18 protein-coding genes are annotated in these 17,625 nt (G+C 48.0%); 11 read left to right on the top strand and 7 right to left on the bottom strand.

All coding sequences use genetic code 11. The annotated features are described in order from the left end of the window. Nucleotide 1 precedes the first annotated feature (1 nt). The 3 genes from BN1765_RS12720 to BN1765_RS12710 are packed head-to-tail and all read left to right on the top strand — an operon-like array spanning nt 2 to nt 2,631. Complete coding sequence (locus tag BN1765_RS12720) at nt 2–682, top strand: amino acid ABC transporter permease (RefSeq protein WP_050615489.1); 681 nt, start codon at nt 2–4, stop codon at nt 680–682. Between the two features lie 11 nt (nt 683–693). After that, complete coding sequence (locus BN1765_RS12715; RefSeq protein WP_050615488.1) at nt 694–1,434, top strand: amino acid ABC transporter ATP-binding protein; 741 nt, start codon at nt 694–696, stop codon at nt 1,432–1,434. Between the two features lie 48 nt (nt 1,435–1,482). Continuing rightward, on the top strand, nt 1,483–2,631 hold the full coding sequence (locus BN1765_RS12710) for an amidohydrolase (protein ID WP_050616764.1): 1,149 nt from the start codon (nt 1,483–1,485) through the stop codon (nt 2,629–2,631). A gap of 75 nt (nt 2,632–2,706) precedes the next feature. On the opposite strand, the gene BN1765_RS12705 is transcribed toward BN1765_RS12710, so the two are convergent. Then, complete coding sequence (locus BN1765_RS12705) at nt 2,707–3,609, bottom strand: 3-hydroxyacyl-CoA dehydrogenase (protein ID WP_050615487.1); 903 nt, start codon at nt 3,607–3,609, stop codon at nt 2,707–2,709. A 408-nt stretch (nt 3,610–4,017) separates the two neighbouring features. Between BN1765_RS12705 and BN1765_RS12700 the strand changes: the two genes are divergently transcribed. The 5 genes from BN1765_RS12700 (at nt 4,018) to BN1765_RS12680 (ending at nt 9,203) form a co-directional block, all read left to right on the top strand. Beyond that, nucleotides 4,018–5,106 (top strand): ABC transporter ATP-binding protein, encoded by a 1,089-nt coding sequence (locus BN1765_RS12700; RefSeq protein WP_050615486.1) that lies wholly within the window; start codon nt 4,018–4,020, stop codon nt 5,104–5,106. Then, a complete protein-coding gene (locus BN1765_RS12695; RefSeq protein WP_050615485.1) occupies nt 5,103–6,008 on the top strand; it encodes a carbohydrate ABC transporter permease in 906 nt (301 codons plus the stop codon). The genes BN1765_RS12700 and BN1765_RS12695 overlap by 4 nt, the downstream gene beginning before the upstream one ends. Beyond that, a complete protein-coding gene (locus BN1765_RS12690; protein ID WP_050615484.1) occupies nt 6,005–6,817 on the top strand; it encodes a carbohydrate ABC transporter permease in 813 nt (270 codons plus the stop codon). The genes BN1765_RS12695 and BN1765_RS12690 overlap by 4 nt, the downstream gene beginning before the upstream one ends. 386 nt (nt 6,818–7,203) lie before the next feature. Beyond that, on the top strand, nt 7,204–8,496 hold the full coding sequence (locus BN1765_RS12685; protein WP_390621200.1) for an ABC transporter substrate-binding protein: 1,293 nt from the start codon (nt 7,204–7,206) through the stop codon (nt 8,494–8,496). Continuing rightward, nucleotides 8,496–9,203 (top strand): glycerophosphodiester phosphodiesterase family protein, encoded by a 708-nt coding sequence (locus tag BN1765_RS12680; protein WP_050615482.1) that lies wholly within the window; start codon nt 8,496–8,498, stop codon nt 9,201–9,203. The genes BN1765_RS12685 and BN1765_RS12680 overlap by 1 nt, the downstream gene beginning before the upstream one ends. Nucleotides 9,204–9,578: 375 nt before the next feature. On the opposite strand, the gene BN1765_RS12675 is transcribed toward BN1765_RS12680, so the two are convergent. Both BN1765_RS12675 and BN1765_RS12670 read right to left on the bottom strand, forming a co-directional pair. Next, nucleotides 9,579–9,773: a YbdD/YjiX family protein gene (locus BN1765_RS12675; RefSeq protein WP_050615481.1), complete on the bottom strand. Its 195-nt coding sequence runs from the start codon at nt 9,771–9,773 to the stop codon at nt 9,579–9,581. A 4-nt stretch (nt 9,774–9,777) separates the two neighbouring features. Next, nucleotides 9,778–11,853: a carbon starvation CstA family protein gene (locus tag BN1765_RS12670; protein ID WP_050615480.1), complete on the bottom strand. Its 2,076-nt coding sequence runs from the start codon at nt 11,851–11,853 to the stop codon at nt 9,778–9,780. 246 nt (nt 11,854–12,099) lie between these two features. Here BN1765_RS12670 and BN1765_RS12665 point away from each other — a divergent pair, with 246 nt between their 5' ends. Together BN1765_RS12665 and BN1765_RS12660 are read left to right on the top strand one after the other, a co-directional pair. Continuing rightward, nucleotides 12,100–12,630 (top strand): PH domain-containing protein, encoded by a 531-nt coding sequence (locus BN1765_RS12665; RefSeq protein ID WP_050615479.1) that lies wholly within the window; start codon nt 12,100–12,102, stop codon nt 12,628–12,630. After that, entirely contained in the window at nt 12,611–14,050 is a 1,440-nt protein-coding gene (locus BN1765_RS12660) for a PH domain-containing protein (protein ID WP_050615478.1), read from the top strand. Before BN1765_RS12665 ends, BN1765_RS12660 begins: the two co-directional genes overlap by 20 nt. Before the next feature lie 61 nt (nt 14,051–14,111). Here BN1765_RS12660 and BN1765_RS12655 read toward each other — a convergent pair whose 3' ends face one another. The 4 genes from BN1765_RS12655 to dhaK form a co-directional block, all read right to left on the bottom strand. Beyond that, nucleotides 14,112–14,405, bottom strand: coding sequence for a hypothetical protein (locus BN1765_RS12655; protein WP_050615477.1), 294 nt, complete (start codon nt 14,403–14,405; stop codon nt 14,112–14,114). 375 nt (nt 14,406–14,780) lie between these two features. Beyond that, nucleotides 14,781–15,170, bottom strand: a complete 390-nt coding sequence (dhaM, locus tag BN1765_RS12650; protein WP_050615476.1) for a dihydroxyacetone kinase phosphoryl donor subunit DhaM — start codon at nt 15,168–15,170, stop codon at nt 14,781–14,783. Continuing rightward, nucleotides 15,167–15,796, bottom strand: a complete 630-nt coding sequence (gene dhaL / locus BN1765_RS12645) for a dihydroxyacetone kinase subunit DhaL (protein WP_050615475.1) — start codon at nt 15,794–15,796, stop codon at nt 15,167–15,169. Before dhaL ends, dhaM begins: the two co-directional genes overlap by 4 nt. Nucleotides 15,797–15,813: 17 nt before the next feature. Then, a complete protein-coding gene (gene dhaK / locus BN1765_RS12640; protein WP_050615474.1) occupies nt 15,814–16,803 on the bottom strand; it encodes a dihydroxyacetone kinase subunit DhaK in 990 nt (329 codons plus the stop codon). A gap of 193 nt (nt 16,804–16,996) precedes the next feature. Between dhaK and BN1765_RS12635 the strand changes: the two genes are divergently transcribed. Beyond that, complete coding sequence (locus BN1765_RS12635; protein ID WP_050615473.1) at nt 16,997–17,617, top strand: phosphotransferase family protein; 621 nt, start codon at nt 16,997–16,999, stop codon at nt 17,615–17,617. The last annotated feature ends 8 nt before the right edge of the window (nt 17,618–17,625 follow it).

The raw sequence follows: 17,625 nt of genomic DNA, 5'->3' as shown, positions 1-17,625 counted from the left end.
GATGGAAAATTTCAAATGGGAGTATGTGTTTAACTGGGATCTTGTAGTTGACTCATTTCCTTTTGTCATTCAAGGTTTGGGTTACACGCTATTGCTTTCACTTGCCAGTATGGCGATTGGCCTGCTGTTGGGATTGTTGATCGCGACAGGCAGAATGTCGGCCAATAAGCTTCTTCACTGGATTGCCCGGTTCTACATTTCATTTATGAGAGGGACTCCGCTGTTGGTATGGCTTTTTATTCTGTATTTTGGCTTGCCGATGGTAGGCATTGAATTTACGCCGATTGCTGCGGCTATTATCGGGATATCGACGCATTTCGCCGGTTATATCGCCGAGGTAATCCGATCGGCCATCATGTCTATTCCTAAAGGGCAATGGGAAGCCGCCGCTACTTTACAGATGGGTTACTGGCAAACAATGCGCAAAATTATCTTGCCACAGGCTGCCAGAGTGGCTTTGCCCCCATTATCGAGCCTCTTCATAGACATCATTAAAGGTACTTCCTTGACTGCGGTTATTACGGTCCCTGAAGTGCTTTATAATGCTAAAGTGGTTGCTGGGCGTACATATGAGACGATGACCATGTATATTTTGGTGGCGCTGATTTACTGGGCCATTTGTTCACTCGGATCGGTTCTGCAAAATTATTTGGAGAAAAAATATAGCCGCCATATGAAATGAGGTGTTGAAGATTGATCGAAATTAAGGATTTAGATAAAAGCTTTGGCGAGCAGACGGTCCTAAGAAATATATCTATTTCAGTCAACCAAGGAGAAGTGCTCTGCTTAATCGGTCCTTCGGGATCAGGCAAGACTACCCTACTCCGTTGTTTGAATCTATTAGAGACACCGGAAAAGGGCAGCATTTCCATTGGCGATAAAACGATCACGTTTCAAGGAAAACAGCCAACAAAAAAACAAGTTTCCGAGATTCGCCGATATTCCGGAATGGTATTTCAGGGTTTCCATTTATTTCCTCATTTGACCGTAATTCAAAATGTGGCTGAAGCACCAATCCTCGTTCAAAAAAGAAATAAACAAGAAGTCATGGAAGAAGCAAGAGAATTATTAAAAAAGGTGGGCTTATCGGAGCACTGCGATAAATATCCTGAACAGCTTTCTGGGGGGCAAATGCAAAGAGCCGCTATTGCCCGCGCTTTAGCCATGAAACCGGAGGTGCTTCTGTTTGATGAGCCTACATCCGCATTGGATCCCGAGCTTGTGGGAGAAGTGCTGGCTGTCATGAAGAACCTGGCAAAGGAAGGCCAAACAATGGTCATTGTCACGCACGAAATGAATTTTGCCAAAGAGGTGGCAGACAGGGTTGTGTTCATGGCTGACGGTAAAGTGGTTGAAACGAATAGACCAGAATTATTGTTTGAGAATCCGCAAAAGGATAGAACGAAGCAATTTCTTCGTAATCTGGCCCATTAGCTGGATGCGGGGATAAGCGCAAAAGTTAAGCAGGAAGAAGGGAAAATGATGGACGGACACCAGGAATGTTCCTTATTAGAGAGATTAATTGAATATCGGCGCGAACTGCATGAACATCCGGAACTATCCTTTAAAGAGTATGAGACTGCTGAGAGAATCCGAGCTTGGCTAAAGGAAGCGGGCATACCGGTTGTCGATTCCGAGATCGAGACAGCAGTGATCGCTGAAATCACCGGGAACCAGGAGGGACCGACAATCGCTTTGCGGGCAGATATCGACGCCCTTCCAATCAATGAAGAAACAGGGCTTCCTTTTGCATCAAAAAGAGAAGGAGTCATGCATGCTTGCGGCCATGACTTTCACACGGCGGCGATGATCGGGGCTGCAATCCTTCTGCATGCGAAAAAAGATAAATTGAAAGGAAAGGTCCTAATCCTGTTCCAGCCAGCCGAGGAAATCGCGCAAGGGGCAGTCGCACTAGAAAAAGCAGGAGTCCTTCAAGATGTGGAGGCCATTTTTGGCATGCACAATAAGCCTGATTTACCCGTCGGTACGATTGGGGTTCGAGAAGGCTCCCTTATGGCAAGTGTTGACCGTTTTGAGCTTGATGTATACGGGATTGGGGGCCATGCGGGCATACCGGATAATACGATTGACCCGATTGTTGTGGCTGGTCAGATTATTGTAGCGCTTCAGTCAATCGTTTCCCGTAATATTTCATCTTTCCATAATGCCGTTATCAGCATTACGCAAATTCATGGCGGAAATACATGGAATGTTATCCCCGGCAAAGTGACGATGGAAGGGACTGTCCGTACTTTCCAGAATGAAGCAAGAGAATTGATTCCGCAACTAATGAAGCGTACGGCTGAAGGCATCGCCGCAGGATTCGCCGCCAGGGCTGATTTTAGATGGCATCCGTATTTGCCGGTGGTCAACAACGACGCCCGATTTACGGAAGTGATAAAAGAAGCCGCGCAAAATCTGGATTATACGTTTGTGGAAGCAGAACAAAGCCCTGCAGGAGAGGATTTTGCCTTTTATCAGACAAAGATTCCTGGATTTTTTGTTTGGATAGGGGTAGGCGGTGAGTTTGACTGGCATCATCCGCGATATGATTTGAATGAAGAAGCGCTTGAAGTAGCGGCGAATTATTTCGCAGAGCTGGCAATGGTTTATTTGGAAAATCATGAATAAAGCAATCTCATTCATGTTAAAGCAATTCAAAAAGGATGGCTACTGTCATAGACAAAGCCATCCTTTTTTTTACTATTAAGGCTGTAAAAAGTCTTTTTCTAGATAAGCTGGGTTCGGATAGGTATAGAAACCTTCGCCTGTGCCCATCCCCATTTTTCCTTTATCGAGAAATTGGGTTTTGACCATGTCGGCAATGGCTTTGTAGCCTTTGTTTTCCGGATGTTGCGCTGCTTTGGTGCTGACGATGTTATAGACGGTCTGCAAGCCGACGACGTCGATGATGCCGAATGGGCCCATCGGTGCGCCAGTGGCGATCATCCATGTTTTGTCGATTGTTTGCGGATCAGCGACGCCATTGCCCCATAATCCCTGAGCCGCATCGAGTAACGGAACGAGCAGGCTGTTCAGGATATAGCCGGGCTGTTCTTTTTTAATATGCAGTGGGACCATGCCAATTGCTGCTGCAAAATCAAGCACTTCTTGGACGACCTTTGGATCGGTTCCCGCATGCTCCATGACTTCCCCGGTGTTGTTCTGCCACACATGGTTCGCAAAGTGCAATGCCAGGAATTTTTCCGGGCGGCCAGTATATTCGGCGAACTGGCTTGGCAGCATGGTGGATGAGTTGGTGGCGAAGATCGTATCAGCCGGTGCTGCTTTTCCTAATTGTTTATAGAAATCTTGTTTGATTTTTTCGACTTCAGGAATCGCTTCGATGACGAGGTCGGCATCTTTCACGGCTTCCGCAAGGTCGGTCGCATAACGGATACGTGATTGAGCCGACTTAGCTGCATCTTGTTCATTCTTGAAATATTCGGTATAGACGCCTTCCAAACTGGCGATGCGCTCTTTTGCTTTCTTGATGGCATCATCGTTAATATCATAGATCGTTACATCAAAACCTTTGAATGCGGTTTGGAAAGCGATTTGACTTCCCAGGACACCGCTGCCGGCTACTGTTATATGTTTGAATTGCATGCTTTATCTCTCCCTTATGCTCTTTCTGGTTTTGTGTGTAAAGGTGCATTTCTATAGATGGCATATGCAACCATAGTCCCATTCCCGCTCGGGCCATTGAATAAACCAAATTTCACGACTTCACCATTATGTACATGATTTGAATGCTGAAGGATGGGGCTTCGGAATCAGCCTATTGGCCACGGTTAATTGAAGCGTGTCGGCATCCTTTTCTCTGGGCAACCCTTTGGTTGTAAATTTATTCTAATTTAACAGCACCTTCATAAACTATTACAGAACTATTGGAATTTTTCAATAAATAACCTTTAGAATCGAAGATAAAACCGTATCAATATGCTGGCGGCAATGTGACGTGCACAACTTAGAATCATACATAGCATGCAGGCGGGATGAAAGGGTGTGTTGGGCATGAAATCATTGAGATTGGAGAACATTCGCAAAAAGTATGACGGCGGGGAAGTGATCAAAGGAATCGACGCTACTGTTGAAGCGGGGGAGTTCTTTGTCCTTGTAGGCCCGTCCGGATGCGGGAAAAGTACGATTCTCCGGATGATCGCCGGCCTGGAGGATATCACTGAAGGCTCTCTGTGGATTGATGGCGTATATGCCAACGGGCTGCCTGCCAATAAAAGACAGTTGTCGATGGTTTTCCAGAACTATGCATTGTTCCCCCATTTGACGGTGGAACAGAATATTACGTTCGGCCTGTACACCAAGAAGATATCGAAGGAAGAGCAAAGGAGCCGTTGCTTGGAGACGGCCGAGATGCTCGGCCTCACCGAATTGCTGAAGCGCAAGCCACGCCAGCTGTCGGGTGGGCAACGCCAGCGGGTGGCATTGGCGCGGGCAATCGTGACGCAGTCGCCGATTTGCCTGATGGATGAGCCGTTGTCGAACCTGGATGCCAAGCTGCGGGCGAAGATGCGCTCGGAAATCAGGCAAATTCAGAGGCGTCTTGGCCTGACGATGATTTATGTCACCCATGACCAGGTGGAGGCGATGACGATGGCGGACCGGATGATGATCCTTGATAAGGGGGTGGTCCAGCAGGTAGGGCGGCCCTTGGATATCTATAACAGCCCCGGAAACACATTTGTCGCTTCTTTCATCGGATCCCCGCCGATGAACCTTGCCGAGGCAGACTACGAAGACGGCAGGTGGCGGATTCCAGCGGGGCCTGCAATCAATAGTGCGCATTCATTGCCGGGAAAAAAGGGGACAATCGGTGTCCGTCCGGAACATATCAGCCGTGCGGAGGAAAAAGTTACTTTCTTTGCGGAGCTTCTCAATGTAGAAGTGCTTGGAACAGAGACACTCCTCGGTTTTGCGGTGGGGAACCATCAGTGGAGTGCAAGGTGGCCGGGGCAATGGCAGCTGTGTGTCGGACAAAGGGTGCCTTGCTATGTGGCGCCCGAGCATGTGATGCTGTTCGACAAGGAAGGCCAGGCCGCAGCAGGCAGCTTCATTTCTGGTCCTGATAAGGGTGAGGCCTTATGAACATCAAGGTTCCTCCTGCCAGATGGACGTCCAATCTGGCTTCGGCCGGCACCGGGCTGCTGTACCTGTCGCCATCTATCATCCTATTTGGGGTATTCCTTGTCTATCCGTTGATTCGGACCTTTTATCTCAGTGTATTCCGGAGTGACACGCAGGGGAATCCGATTTCCTATACGGGCCTCGATAATTACACCCGGTTGTTCGAGGATCCAGGCTTTTGGCAAAGCGTGCAGTCGACAATCGGATTTGTCCTGTACACCGTTCCGCTGACCGTAATTCTTGCACTGGGGCTGGCGCTGCTAGCGAACGAGAAGCTGAGAGGGATCGGTATCTTCAGGACCTTCTTTTCTTCGACGATGGGCATGAGCGTTGCCGCTTCCTCGATTATTTGGATGTTCATGTACAATCCGGCGATCGGCGTGTTTAACCGGATCATCGAACTGTTCGGCTGGAGCGGCATCCAATGGTTGCTCGATCCGAAATATGCCTTGTTTTCGGTATCGCTTGCTACCGTGTGGATGAATCTCGGCTTCACCTTTCTTGTTTTGTTGGGAGGGCTGCAAAATATCGACCGCACTTTGTATGAAAGTGCGCGGATCGCTGGGCCGGGTTATTGGTACCAATTGCGGAAAATAACGTTGCCGATGCTGTCACCGACACTCTTCTTTGTCATCATCGTCACATTGATCAACGCATTTCAGACATTCGGGCAAATTGATATTTTGACGAAAGGCGGTCCGACCGATGTCACCAATGTGATTGTCTACAGCATCTATAAAGACGCCTTCATCAATTACAATGTTGGCAGCGCGAGTGCGCAAGCTGTGCTGTTGTTCCTATGCGTGTTGGTGCTGACATGGCTGCAATTCAAGATTGGGGAAAGGAGGGTGCATTACCAATGACCGCTCTCCGAAAGACCGTTATCTATTTATTGCTGATCATCTGCGCCATCTTTGTCATGTTTCCTGTGTTCTACGCCCTATCGATTTCGTTCATGAACAGCGGGGAGGTACTCCAAGGGAAGCTGCTCCCAGGCTCTCTTTCGCTCGAAAACTATAGCAAAGCATTTGAGAAGGTGCCCCTGCTCCGATATTTGATCAACAGCTTAATCGTGTCGTTAATCGTCATGGCCGGGCAGGTGGCGCTTTCGAGTTTGGCGGCGTTCGCCTTCGTCTTCATCCCGTTCAGAGGACGGAACGCCATTTTCTTTCTGTTTGTTGCCACTATGATGGTCCCGTGGGAATCGACGATGGTCCCCAATTTCCAGACCATCCAGGCCCTTGGCTGGACCAATTCGTACTTGGGGCTCACGCTGCCATTCTTCACGCTAGCATTCGGTACATTCCTATTGCGTCAGAATTTCAAGACCATTCCCCATGAGCTCTATGAAGCGAGCCAGGTAGCAGGTATCGGCCGTTTCCGCTTCTTTTGGAATGTCGTCCTCCCGGTATCGAAAACAAGCATTGCCACACTTGGCGTTTATGGCTTTCTGACAACATGGAATATGTACCTCTGGCCGCTCCTCGTTACCAACACCGAACAGGCGCGGACCGTCCAAATTGGCATCAAGCAAATGCAGTCAAACGAAATCGCCTCCGACTGGGGAGTCGTCATGGCCGCCGTCATCCTCATCGTCCTGCCGACCCTAATTCTCCTATTCGCAGGACAAAAACAACTACAAGAAGGCCTAACCCAAGGAGCGATAAAATAAAAAGAAAAGCGGAAAGCACCCGTTTAGCTCCGTATGAACTGGAGTGTTTCTTTCGAGATAAAGGAAACACGGTGAGGCACGAACCGATGTTGACTTATCGTAAGAAAGAAATGCGAAGTTCACTAGGAGCTGGGTGCTTGGAGCTGGACATTAAGAAAAGCGGAAGTGACCGTTTAGGGACGTACAAACTGGAGTGCCTTTCTTTCGAGATAAAGGAAACAAGTCAAGGCCACGAACCCATATTGTTTCAGCTGGTTAATAACGATAAGGCCTAGCAATTCATTATGATTTTTTAAAACTATTTAAATAAAAAATCCCAAGGGGGAAGGTAAATGAAAATCCATTGGAAGCGCAGCTTGCTTGCCGGGTTGTTGGGTTCAGCATTAATGCTTGCCGGTTGTACAGGCGGTGATAAAGAAACGCAGGCAGAGCCTGCCAAGACCAGGGACGGGAAGGTGGAAGTAACGTTCTGGCATGCGATGAGCGGCGATGCTGAAACGGCCCTAAAAGATCAAGTGGAGGATTTCAATGCTTCGCAGGACAAATACGAAGTGAAGCCGATTTTCCAGGGGACCTATGAAGAAGCGCTGACAAAGTTCAATACGGTAGCGGGCACGAAGGATGCGCCGGCCATCATGCAGACGTTTGAGGTCGGCACCAAGTATATGATTGACAGCGAAAAGATCACGCCGGTGCAGGAATTCATCGATAAAGAGGACTATGATACATCACAATGGGAGAAGAACATCTCCAACTATTATCAGGTAGACGGCAAGCAGTATTCCATGCCTTTCAATTCTTCCACGCCAATCCTGGTCTATAATAAGGATGCCTTTAAGAAAGCGGGGCTTGATCCGGAAAAGCCTCCGCGCACCTACGATGAACTAAAGAAAGCGGCCAAGGCACTGACGATCAAAGACCAAAAAGCGACGAAGCAATATGGCTTTTCCATTCTGAATTACGGATGGTTCTTCGAGGAATTAGTGGCGGCGCAGGGAGGCCTATATGTCGATCATGACAACGGACGCGGCGGCAATGCTAAGAAAGCCGTCTTTGACGGAGAGGAAGGGAAAAACGCCTTCAAGCTGATCAAGGATATGTATGATGACGGCACCTTTATGAATGTCGGCCAGAACTGGGACGATATGCGGGCCGCCTTCCAATCGGGAAAAATAGCGATGTTCCTCGATTCTTCGGCTGGAATCCGAACGCTTGCGGACAACTCGCCTTTTGAAGTCGGTGCTTCCTATTTGCCCGTACCGGATGAGGGCAAGCGTGAAGGAGTGATCATCGGTGGTGCCTCACTATGGATGGGATCCGGTATTTCCGCTGACACAAAGCAAGGCGCCTGGGAATTCATGAAGTATGTGGCAACTTCCAAGGCGCAGGCCAAGTGGCATGTGGCGACTGGATATTTCGCCATCAACCCGGAGGCATATGACGAGCAAGTCGTGAAAGATATGTGGGCGAAATATCCGCAATTGAAGGTAACGGTCGATCAGTTGCATGATACGAAACCGTCTCCTGCGACCCAAGGTGCATTGATTTCTTCCTTCCCGCAATCGCGCCAAAGTGTTGTTTCGGCGATGGAAAGCCTGTATCAGGGAACAAAAGTAAAGGATGCCCTCGAACGTGCGGCCGATGAGACGACCAAAGCGCTGGGGGAGGGCGGCAAGTGATGGAGTTATATGGGCACAGGGGGTACAGCGCCAAGTATCCCGAGAACACGATGGCGGCCTTCAAGGCGGTACTTCCATATGCCCAAGGAATCGAGTTCGATGTCCAGCTTTCGAGGGATGACGAGATTGTCATCATCCATGACGAGACGCTGGACCGGACGACTAGCGGCAAGGGGCTGGTGAAGGACGAAGATTACAACAGCATCAATTCACTTTCGATCAGGGGCGGGGACAAAGATCAATATGTCCCACGGCTTGTCGATGTCCTCGAATGGGCAAGGGGCTTGGAGGATTTCACCTTGAATATCGAGCTCAAGACGGATTTCATCCCTTACGAAGGCATAGCCGAGAAAACCTATCGCTTGGTGGAAGCTTATGGGCTCGTCAATCAGACGGTCTTCTCTTCCTTCAATCTCCAAACCCTGGAGGAACTGCGGGAGGCAGCACCAGATGCCCGGATTGGCATCCTGATCCATCACTCGATTCCACGCCTGAAGCAGTGGGTAAAGGAGTTGGACGCCGAAGCAATCCATTGCCCTCCTGATTTTCCATTTACTGAAGAAGCACAAATGCTCCGCCTTCACGGCACGAAGCTCCGTGTCTATACCGTCGATGATACGGAAACAATGAAGGAGCTGGATGGGAAAGTGGACGTGATTATGACAGATGATGTGGAAACATTGCGTCATGCCATTGAACGGGAGTGATACATGGCCTTAAACATTGCCTGTCCCGTTAATAGTAAAAATAAGATACCCAAAGAGGATACACGGTCTTTGGGTATTTTTTCATGGAAGTTTATAATTAAGGGGAAGTTTGATTGTTTGGGTTTTGTTCACTGTGGAAGCATGTTGGTCGATCGGAGTGGTAAGCAGTGTTCAAGTCAACGCGATTGATCTCGTAAAAAGCGGGGGAATAAATCATAATTAACAAGGCAGTCTTTATGCATCACTAACGGAGTTGCGTTTATTTAATGAATAGAAATAAAGGTTTATTCTTAGACGAAAAAAATACCCCTTAAAAGTGGTGGAGATATCTAATTTTTAAGGGGTATTTTAACATTTTCATTAGTGCTATTCAGTTCAGCAGCATCTATTCACTTTCCCGCTCTCATACCGTTCCTTCAGCGCAAACATATAGTATTCCTTTTCGCTCAGGATCGGCCGGCCGGGATGCTTGCGCCGGCAATGCTCAACATACCGGTGGTAGTTGGGCATGCCGAAGATGGTCTTGATCGCGCAATTGATGGACCTTATTTTCATTCGCCAAGCGGCCATATTCTCAACCTCCTATATTCGTGTTTTTCCACTGTGATTGAATGAAAGGCGTTTCATGAAGCTGCGTTTGTTTCTTCTTGACCAGAATGTTGTACCAGATCCTCATGGAAGCCACCACCATGAGGATGACGATGGCGATGAAGACCATGGTCAGGATGGCGTCGAGCCAGTCATTGAAGACGATCTGTTTCATGACATCCATATCGGTGGCCGGTGCGACGACCTTGCCGGCATCAATTCCTTTCTGGTAGATGTCCGCATGGGCGAAGAAGCCAATGGCCGGGACGCTGGAGAACAGCTTCATGAATGCCGCCGTCAAGGTGGTGACGGTCAGGAACAGGAACGGGACGAAGGTTACCCACGCATGCCGGGCCTTGCCCATCTTGATTAGGATCGTGGTAGCAACAGCGAGCGCAATGGCTGCAAGCATCTGGTTGGAAATGCCGAACAGCGCCCAAAGCGAGTTGATGCCGCCGAATGGATCGACTGCTCCCTGATAGGTAATATAGGCCCATCCGAGTGTGATGAGTGCGGAAGCGATGATGTTGGCGAACAGATTATTTGTCTTGGCGAACGGCTTATAGAAATTGCCGACGAGATCCTGCAGCATGAAGCGGCCGATCCGTGTGCCGGCATCGATGGTGGTCAGGATGAACAGTGCTTCGAACAGGATGGCGAAGTGATACCAGAAGGCCTTCGCGCCGGCCAGAAAGCTGGTGAATATCTCGGCCATGCCGACAGCGAGCGTCGGCGCTCCGCCGGTTCGAGACATGATGGTCGTTTCGCCGATTTCTTTGGCTGCGTTGGTAATCTCAGCGGGTGTAACGGTGAAGCCCCAATTGGAGATGACGGATGCGGCCTGGGCCGCTTCGGTGCCGATGGCGGAGGCCGGTGCGTTCATGGCGAAATACAGCCCTGGATGGAGGGAACAAGCGGCAATCAGTGCCATGATAGCTACGCCAGATTCCATGACCATTCCTCCGAAGCCGATGAAGCGGGCATGGCTTTCTTTCTCGATCATTTTTGGCGTGGTGCCAGATGAGACGAGTGAGTGGAATCCGGAGACCGCTCCGCAAGCGATGGTGATGAATAGGAAAGGAAAGAGGTTTCCAGAGAATACCGGCCCTGTTCCGTCGATGAACTTAGAGATTTTCGGCATTTGCAAATCCGGCAGGACAATCAGGATGCCAGCCGCCAGCAAGAAGATGACACCGACCTTCAGGAAAGAACTCAAATAATCGCGCGGTGCCAACAACAGCCATACAGGCAGGATGGATGCCACAAAACCATAAATGCCGATCATGATAGAGAGCTGGGCTCCTGTGAATGTGAACATCTTGGCCAACTCAGGCGTTTCCGATACATACTGTCCTCCCCAAAGCGCCAGCATCAAAAGGAAGAAGCCGATTATGGAACCTTCAAGAATCCTTCCGGGACGAATGAAACGCATATAGACGCCCATCAGCAAGGCAATCGGAATCGTCGCCGCAATCGTGAACACGCCCCACGGCGAACCAGCAAGCGCTTTCACAACTACGAGCGCTAAAACTGCCAGCAGGATCATCATGATGGCCAGTATCCCGATGGAGGCAACAATCCCTCCAAATGTGCCGACTTCTTCTTTGGCCATCTGGCCGAGCGATTTGCCGTTTCGGCGCATTGATGCCATCAAGATGACGGAATCCTGGACGGCACCTGCCAGGACGACACCGATAATGATCCATAGGGCGCCCGGAAGATAACCCATCTGGGCGGCGAGAATCGGCCCGACAAGCGGTCCTGCCCCGGCAATGGCCGCGAAATGGTGGCCGAATAGCACCCATTTATTCGTCGGGACGAAATCTTTTCCGTCATCGTTTATTTCCGCAGGGGTCGCGCGTTGGTCGTTCAATTTGAAAATCTTATAAGCTATGAATTTACTATAAAAGCGGTAGGCGACAGCATAGGTGCAGACAGCTGCAATCAGCAGCCAGGCGGCGGAAATCGTTTCCCCATTTGCTAAAGCGAGCAATGCGAAGGCGGCCCCTCCTGCGATGGATATGATGGTCCAAATCAAAATAGACAGCAATTTCTTGTTCATTCATTGACATCTCCTTCCTTGGTCACATAGATAATCTTTCTTCTAACACAGTCCTCCTTTCTGAAGTTTTTGAATATTTAAAATTCAATCACATAATAACTGAGAATAAATGTTTTATCAAGATGATTTTACGGTTGGCAGGAATAAATCCCGCTATGTTGACAAAAAGTTTGAATAACAGAATAAGTAGGTATTATTTTGAAAAATGCGTTATCATAAAACATATAACAGAAGAGGTGACAAAATATGTATTTGCAAGTGAAACAACCCGAGAGACGGATCTCAAGGAAAGCCGTCACTGTCTGGCGTCTGGCGGGAACGATCTCTTTCATTGTGTGGATGCTGGTCATTGTGGCCTTGCTGTTTCTTGATCATATATTTGATTGGTATAATTGGATCGGCATTGTTATTGATATAGCTATGGGCCTCAATATTTTGGCTGGCTTTTATACAATTATTCTTAAACCCTATTATGTTCAGAAGACATGGCGATATGAAATTGATGAAGAGTATATTCAATTGAAGCATGGCCATCTGGTTGAAGAAAATACGCTAATCCCGATGACGAAGGTAGAATATGTATCTACTTCACAAGGCCCGTTCCTGAGGAAGTACCGATTGTACGATGTAAATGTCGGGACGACTGCTTCCAGACATACGATTCCGGCGCTTGGCGAGGAAGAAGCAATCGCACTTACCCATCAGATTGCCCGTTTTGCGAAGGTGAAGGACGAATTCGAAGAGGGGAGCGCTGTTGATGACGAACCAAAAGCATAGATTCCATCCGGTGTGGATCTTGTTTGAAGCGGGCGTATATGTCAAACAGACCTCCTTCATTATTTTATTTGTATTCGTCCTCCGCTTTAATATAAACACAGGATGGGTTCTTTGGGCAAAGATTGGCTATCTCCTTATGTCCATGGCCGTACTTGTCTATATGGTGTGTAAATGGTGGAGGTTGCATTATGAGTTTAAAAAGAAGGCGATCGTTTTCCACGAAGGCGTTTTCGTCCGTAGGGAAAGAATAGTTCCGGTCGATAAAATCCAGAATCTCCACACCAAAACGAATATCGTCCATCGGATTTTCGGGCTCACGTCGTTGACGATCGAGACGGGTACTACGATGGGTGAATCCGCCATTGTGTTCAAAGTGCTTACACCGGAAGAATATGATGCTATTGCCGTTTATCTTAACAGCTTGGATACAGGCGAAGAAGCCGAGCCAGCTGTTCCGGTTCGTGAGGTTATGTTCAGATCGACAATGAAGGACAATGTGAAAGCGGCATTCACTTCTTTTAGTTTTTTGGCGATCTTTCCGGTCTTGTTGGCGGTTTATTCGAAAATAGATGAAGTCTTCAATTTAGATAAGAAAGCGGGTTCTATTTTCTCCTTCTTCGGCGACCATCTATTGTTTTTGCTTCCTTTGGCGATTGTTGCTTTGTTGTTGTCGGCGGCCTTCGGCTTTGTCCAAACAATGATTAAATACGGCAACTATGAGATTTCAGAGGATGAAGAAAGGATTTATATTAAGAAAGGGATGCTTGAGCACAGTTCGTTTTCTATCCAGAAAGACCGTGTCCAGGCGATTGAAGTCAGGCGCCCATTGCTTAAACGGCTGTTTGGCATGGCTGAGATCAAGTTAATTTCAGCTGGCAATATAGGAGATGAGGACGATCAAACAAATTCCTTATACCCATTCATGCCAAAGGATGAAGCGTATGAATTGGTCAACGCTTTGCTGCCAATGTATGAAATTGAAGAACAAATGATGAAGCTGCCGAAAAAAATCCTTTGGCTGCGGTTGATCCGTCCTTATTATGTAACACTGGCTGTCTTCATTGTTATGCTTCTCTGGCTGCCTGAATGGCTGTGGATTGCTGCGGCTGTTTTCTTGATTGCGGTCGTCTTCCGTATTCTTGATTTTGTGTGGACAGGCTACAGGCGAAAGGGGGCATTCATGCAAATCCGGAAAGGGGGCTTCATGAACGAGACCTTCCTGACAAGAGTGGAGAAAATCCAGGAAATCCAAGTCCGCCACTCTTGGCTCCAGCGTAAATTCAATGTGGCCACTATTGAATTTACGAACCGGGCCAAACCAATCAGGGTCAACGAATTGAAGGACCTTTCCATCGACGAGGCGAGCGGATTTTTTAATTGGTACCATGAATCTATAAAACAGACAAAAAAACGCACCTGAACTAAATATCAGGTGCGTTTTTGCCTATGGTTCTATCTATTTATTTAAGGGAGTATGCGGATCATTGTTCACTGTATTGTTGTTTGTATAGTGCGTAGACTTCTTGCGGATAAAAGCAGCGTATGAACAATTCAGCCTGTTCCGGTTTAGTTGTGAATAAAAAATCCAGGATACGGGGGAAGAATGGATTTTTAGATAGATAAGGGCGCTTTAATTCAAGCGAGAACTCTTTGGACAGCTCATCTATAAGATGGTTGACCGTTTCATTCGGAAAATGGGCTTTCCAAAGTTTTAACCGTTGCCCGGCCGTTTGGGCAGTGATCATTTTTTGTTCTGCGTTTGCTGTGATGGACATCTAAATCACCTCGAATGGTTGAATAATATACGATGATTTTTCTACGAACCAATCATACTAGCAATCTGTGTAAATCCCGTGAAATTCATGTAGATATTTATCATATATTCCTGGAAATGTATATTAAATTATAAATATTCAGAAATAAAAAAGGTTGAAAGTAAGCTTTAGTGATTCTGTGAATTAATAAAGAGGATGGGGGATTGGCGAGTTTGTGCGAAAAGCCTTAATTGCAATGAAAGGTGCGGAGGTGAGATTTCCGCTTTTTTGCTTGGTTTGAAAAGAGAGGGGAAAGCAGCCGTTTATGAAAAATGTTTTTTTGCACATGAAAGAAGCGGATCCGTCCTATTGGGGAATCCGCTCCTTCAAAAAGCTTTATTGTTTCTTTTTTTGTTCCCGGGTTTCTTCGGCCGCCCGTAAGACTTCATCAAGGGATTTGCCCATTCCTGCTTCGACAGCTGCTACATAGCTGCCTTCGACGAATGGGGCATCAGCAATTTTAATGGAATCGTCTTCTGCCAGCTCCACCGCCATTTCGGCATTCATCAGTGAGCTCCCGAGGTCAAACAGCAGCAGCGTTCCTTTATCGGAATGCACCTTTTCGATGGCTTGCTGGATCTTTTCCAGGCTGGTGCCGATTTCTTCTTCATCGGTCCCTCCTGCAGTCGCAATCGCCACGTTTTTGACGGCCTGCGAGAGCAGATCTTTTAGCCCATCGGCTATTTTGGGGCTATGGGATACAAGGACAATGCCGACTGTACTCATAAGGACACCTCTTCCTCATCGATGATTTGGGCAAGAGTGCTTAATACATAGTAAGAGGATACGGATCCCGGATCAAGATGGCCGATTGACCGTTCCCTCAGATAAGAGGCGCGACCTTTTGCCGCCTTCATGTCTTTGGTTCGGTCCATGGCCTGTTTGGCTGTTCTAAGGAAGCCTTCTGTATCCATTTCATTCTGTGTCTCCATATAATATGCGACTGGGGACCACACATCGATCATCGTCTTCTCCTGTTCAGCTGCCTTGCCACGTTGCTTGATGCCATCGGCGGCTGCAGTGATGGCTTCAGAAAGGGAGCGGTAGTCGATTTCTTCCTTGCCTTTCAGAGCCAGCGCCATCTTTAGGAAAGCGGTACCGTAAAGAGGGCCTGAAGCGCCGCCCACCTTGGAAATTAACGTCATCGAGCAGTCTTTAAGGACATCTGCCGGTTCGTTGTAGGAGCCTTCGCTGAGTTTTTTTGCTGTTTCCTCAAAACCGCGGGCCATGTTGAAGCCGTGGTCGCCGTCACCGATTGCTTGGTCGAGGTCGGACAAGTATGCTTTGTTTTCCTGGATCGTTTCGTTTGCCTTTTGAATCCATTTAATCATCTGTTGAGTGGTCAGTCCCATGATATCCTTCCTTTCTGTTATTGGATCGTAAAATGTTGGGCGTCTGAAGGGGCAAGGAGCAGTTCTTTTAGTTCTTCATCGAGCTTCAACAGCGTGACTGAAACCCCGGCCATATCGATTGCCGTCATATAATCGCCTACGAAGGTTCGGCAAACATTCAGTTTCCTGCTTTTCAAGCGGTCCAGGACATTACCTGCCAGGATATATTGTTCCATAAGGGGCGTGCTGCCCAGTCCATTAATCATTAAGGCGACTTCATCGCCTTCCTCATATATGCCTTCCTTTAAAATTGGAGCAAGCAGCTGATCGGCGATTGCATCGGCGGGTGAGAGGGGAAGAGTCTCGATGCCGGGTTCGCCGTGAATGCCCATTCCCAGTTCCATCTCATCGCTTGCAATCGTAAACCCTGGTTTGCCAGCCGCCGGGATGGTGCAGGCGCTGAGTGCCATTCCCATGGACCGCAAGTTTTGAATGGCTTTTTCGGCTGTTGCTTTCACTTCGGCCAATGAGGCACCGCTTTCCGCTTTTGCGCCGGCAATCTTATGTACGAATACAGTGCCGGCGATTCCTCTTCTGGAAGCGGGGTCCTCGATGGCTACATCATCGTTGACGATGACTTGTTCTACTTCAATCTCTTCCATTTTGGCCAGTTCCGCCGCCATATCGAAGTTCATTACATCGCCGCTGTAATTCTTAACAATCAACAACACGCCTGCGCCGCCATCGACCGCTTTGATGGCTTCCTGTACTTGGTCGGGTGTCGGTGATGTAAAAACTTCTCCGCAGACAGCGGCATCAAGCATGCCCTTCCCGATATAGCCGGCATGTGCCGGTTCATGGCCGCTTCCGCCGCCGCTCACCAGCCCGACCTTGCCTTTTACCGGGCTTTCTTTCTTCGCCACAACGGTTGTGCCGGGCAGCTGCTTCAGTACACCGCCATGCGCCGCTACCAGCCCGGCTAACATATCCTTCACAACTTGGTTGGGGTCATTAAGGATTTTTTTCATACAATCGCCTCCTTGTTTTTTGGTATTTTCATGGTGTCTAAAAAGCCTTGGCAAAAACTCCGCTGTAAGATGTATACCCATATCAAGACAAGTTTTGAACCTAAAAAAGGAGATTGACAGATCTATTTTTATATGACATATTTTTCCTTAAAATAGTATGGAATTTTATTGGTACAAGAAAAGGCAGGAATAAATGGACACATTAACGGTAAGAGTTAAATGGAAAGAAAAAAGCGAGATATTGGAAAACTTGGATGGTTGCCGGTTCAACGAGTTTCCGATGAAGCAAGGCCTGGAAGCGGAAGTGAAAATGGTGGAGGCTTGCGGGCACTTTTTCGTTCTGAAAATCTTGAATAAACAAGCAAAGCCGGATGCGGAAAAACAATTCCGGCTGTTGAAGGCATTGGCTTGCCAAGGCATCGCTGTTGCCGAACCGCATGGATGGGGAACGGCGGAAAATGGCGCCCCGGTTCTGTTGACTAGTTATGATGGAGAATGCATGCGTGAAGTGGCGCCTGATAAGCTGGTATCCATGGCCGATGCGCTTGCGAGTCTGCATGATATTCCAACCTCTATGAAGAATGAAATGCAGCTTGGGGTTAAAGATTTTCCGTCTTACTTTTTTCCGGCGTGCTCTGAATATCCAGATTTGCAAGAGAAACTCGAACAACTGTTATCCATGGTGGATATTCGGCAGTTTGATATGATCCATGGCGACCTTCACTGGGAAAATGTCGTTGAGAATGAAGGGGAAATGACCATCATTGATTGGACGAACATCCAGTTTGGCGACCGCCGTTATGATGTCGCCTAGACGCTGCT

The organism is Bacillus testis, from assembly GCF_001243895.1.
GTDB lineage: Bacteria > Bacillota > Bacilli > Bacillales > DSM-1321 > Bacillus_AD > Bacillus_AD testis.
This window is presented reverse-complemented; position numbering and strand designations above follow the sequence as displayed.

Coding starts and splice junctions, on each gene's coding strand:
- BN1765_RS12720 (WP_050615489.1), top strand. CDS start 2: ATGGAAAATTTCAAATGGGAGTATGTGTTTAACTGGGATCTTGTAGTT.
- BN1765_RS12710 (WP_050616764.1), top strand. CDS start 1,483: ATGGACGGACACCAGGAATGTTCCTTATTAGAGAGATTAATTGAATAT.
- BN1765_RS12705 (WP_050615487.1), bottom strand. CDS start 3,609: ATGCAATTCAAACATATAACAGTAGCCGGCAGCGGTGTCCTGGGAAGT.
- BN1765_RS12700 (WP_050615486.1), top strand. CDS start 4,018: ATGAAATCATTGAGATTGGAGAACATTCGCAAAAAGTATGACGGCGGG.
- BN1765_RS12695 (WP_050615485.1), top strand. CDS start 5,103: ATGAACATCAAGGTTCCTCCTGCCAGATGGACGTCCAATCTGGCTTCG.
- BN1765_RS12690 (WP_050615484.1), top strand. CDS start 6,005: ATGACCGCTCTCCGAAAGACCGTTATCTATTTATTGCTGATCATCTGC.
- BN1765_RS12685 (WP_390621200.1), top strand. CDS start 7,204: ATGCTTGCCGGTTGTACAGGCGGTGATAAAGAAACGCAGGCAGAGCCT.
- BN1765_RS12680 (WP_050615482.1), top strand. CDS start 8,496: ATGGAGTTATATGGGCACAGGGGGTACAGCGCCAAGTATCCCGAGAAC.
- BN1765_RS12675 (WP_050615481.1), bottom strand. CDS start 9,773: ATGGCCGCTTGGCGAATGAAAATAAGGTCCATCAATTGCGCGATCAAG.
- BN1765_RS12670 (WP_050615480.1), bottom strand. CDS start 11,853: ATGAACAAGAAATTGCTGTCTATTTTGATTTGGACCATCATATCCATC.
- BN1765_RS12665 (WP_050615479.1), top strand. CDS start 12,100: ATGTATTTGCAAGTGAAACAACCCGAGAGACGGATCTCAAGGAAAGCC.
- BN1765_RS12660 (WP_050615478.1), top strand. CDS start 12,611: ATGACGAACCAAAAGCATAGATTCCATCCGGTGTGGATCTTGTTTGAA.
- BN1765_RS12655 (WP_050615477.1), bottom strand. CDS start 14,405: ATGTCCATCACAGCAAACGCAGAACAAAAAATGATCACTGCCCAAACG.
- dhaM (WP_050615476.1), bottom strand. CDS start 15,170: ATGAGTACAGTCGGCATTGTCCTTGTATCCCATAGCCCCAAAATAGCC.
- dhaL (WP_050615475.1), bottom strand. CDS start 15,796: ATGGGACTGACCACTCAACAGATGATTAAATGGATTCAAAAGGCAAAC.
- dhaK (WP_050615474.1), bottom strand. CDS start 16,803: ATGAAAAAAATCCTTAATGACCCCAACCAAGTTGTGAAGGATATGTTA.
- BN1765_RS12635 (WP_050615473.1), top strand. CDS start 16,997: ATGGACACATTAACGGTAAGAGTTAAATGGAAAGAAAAAAGCGAGATA.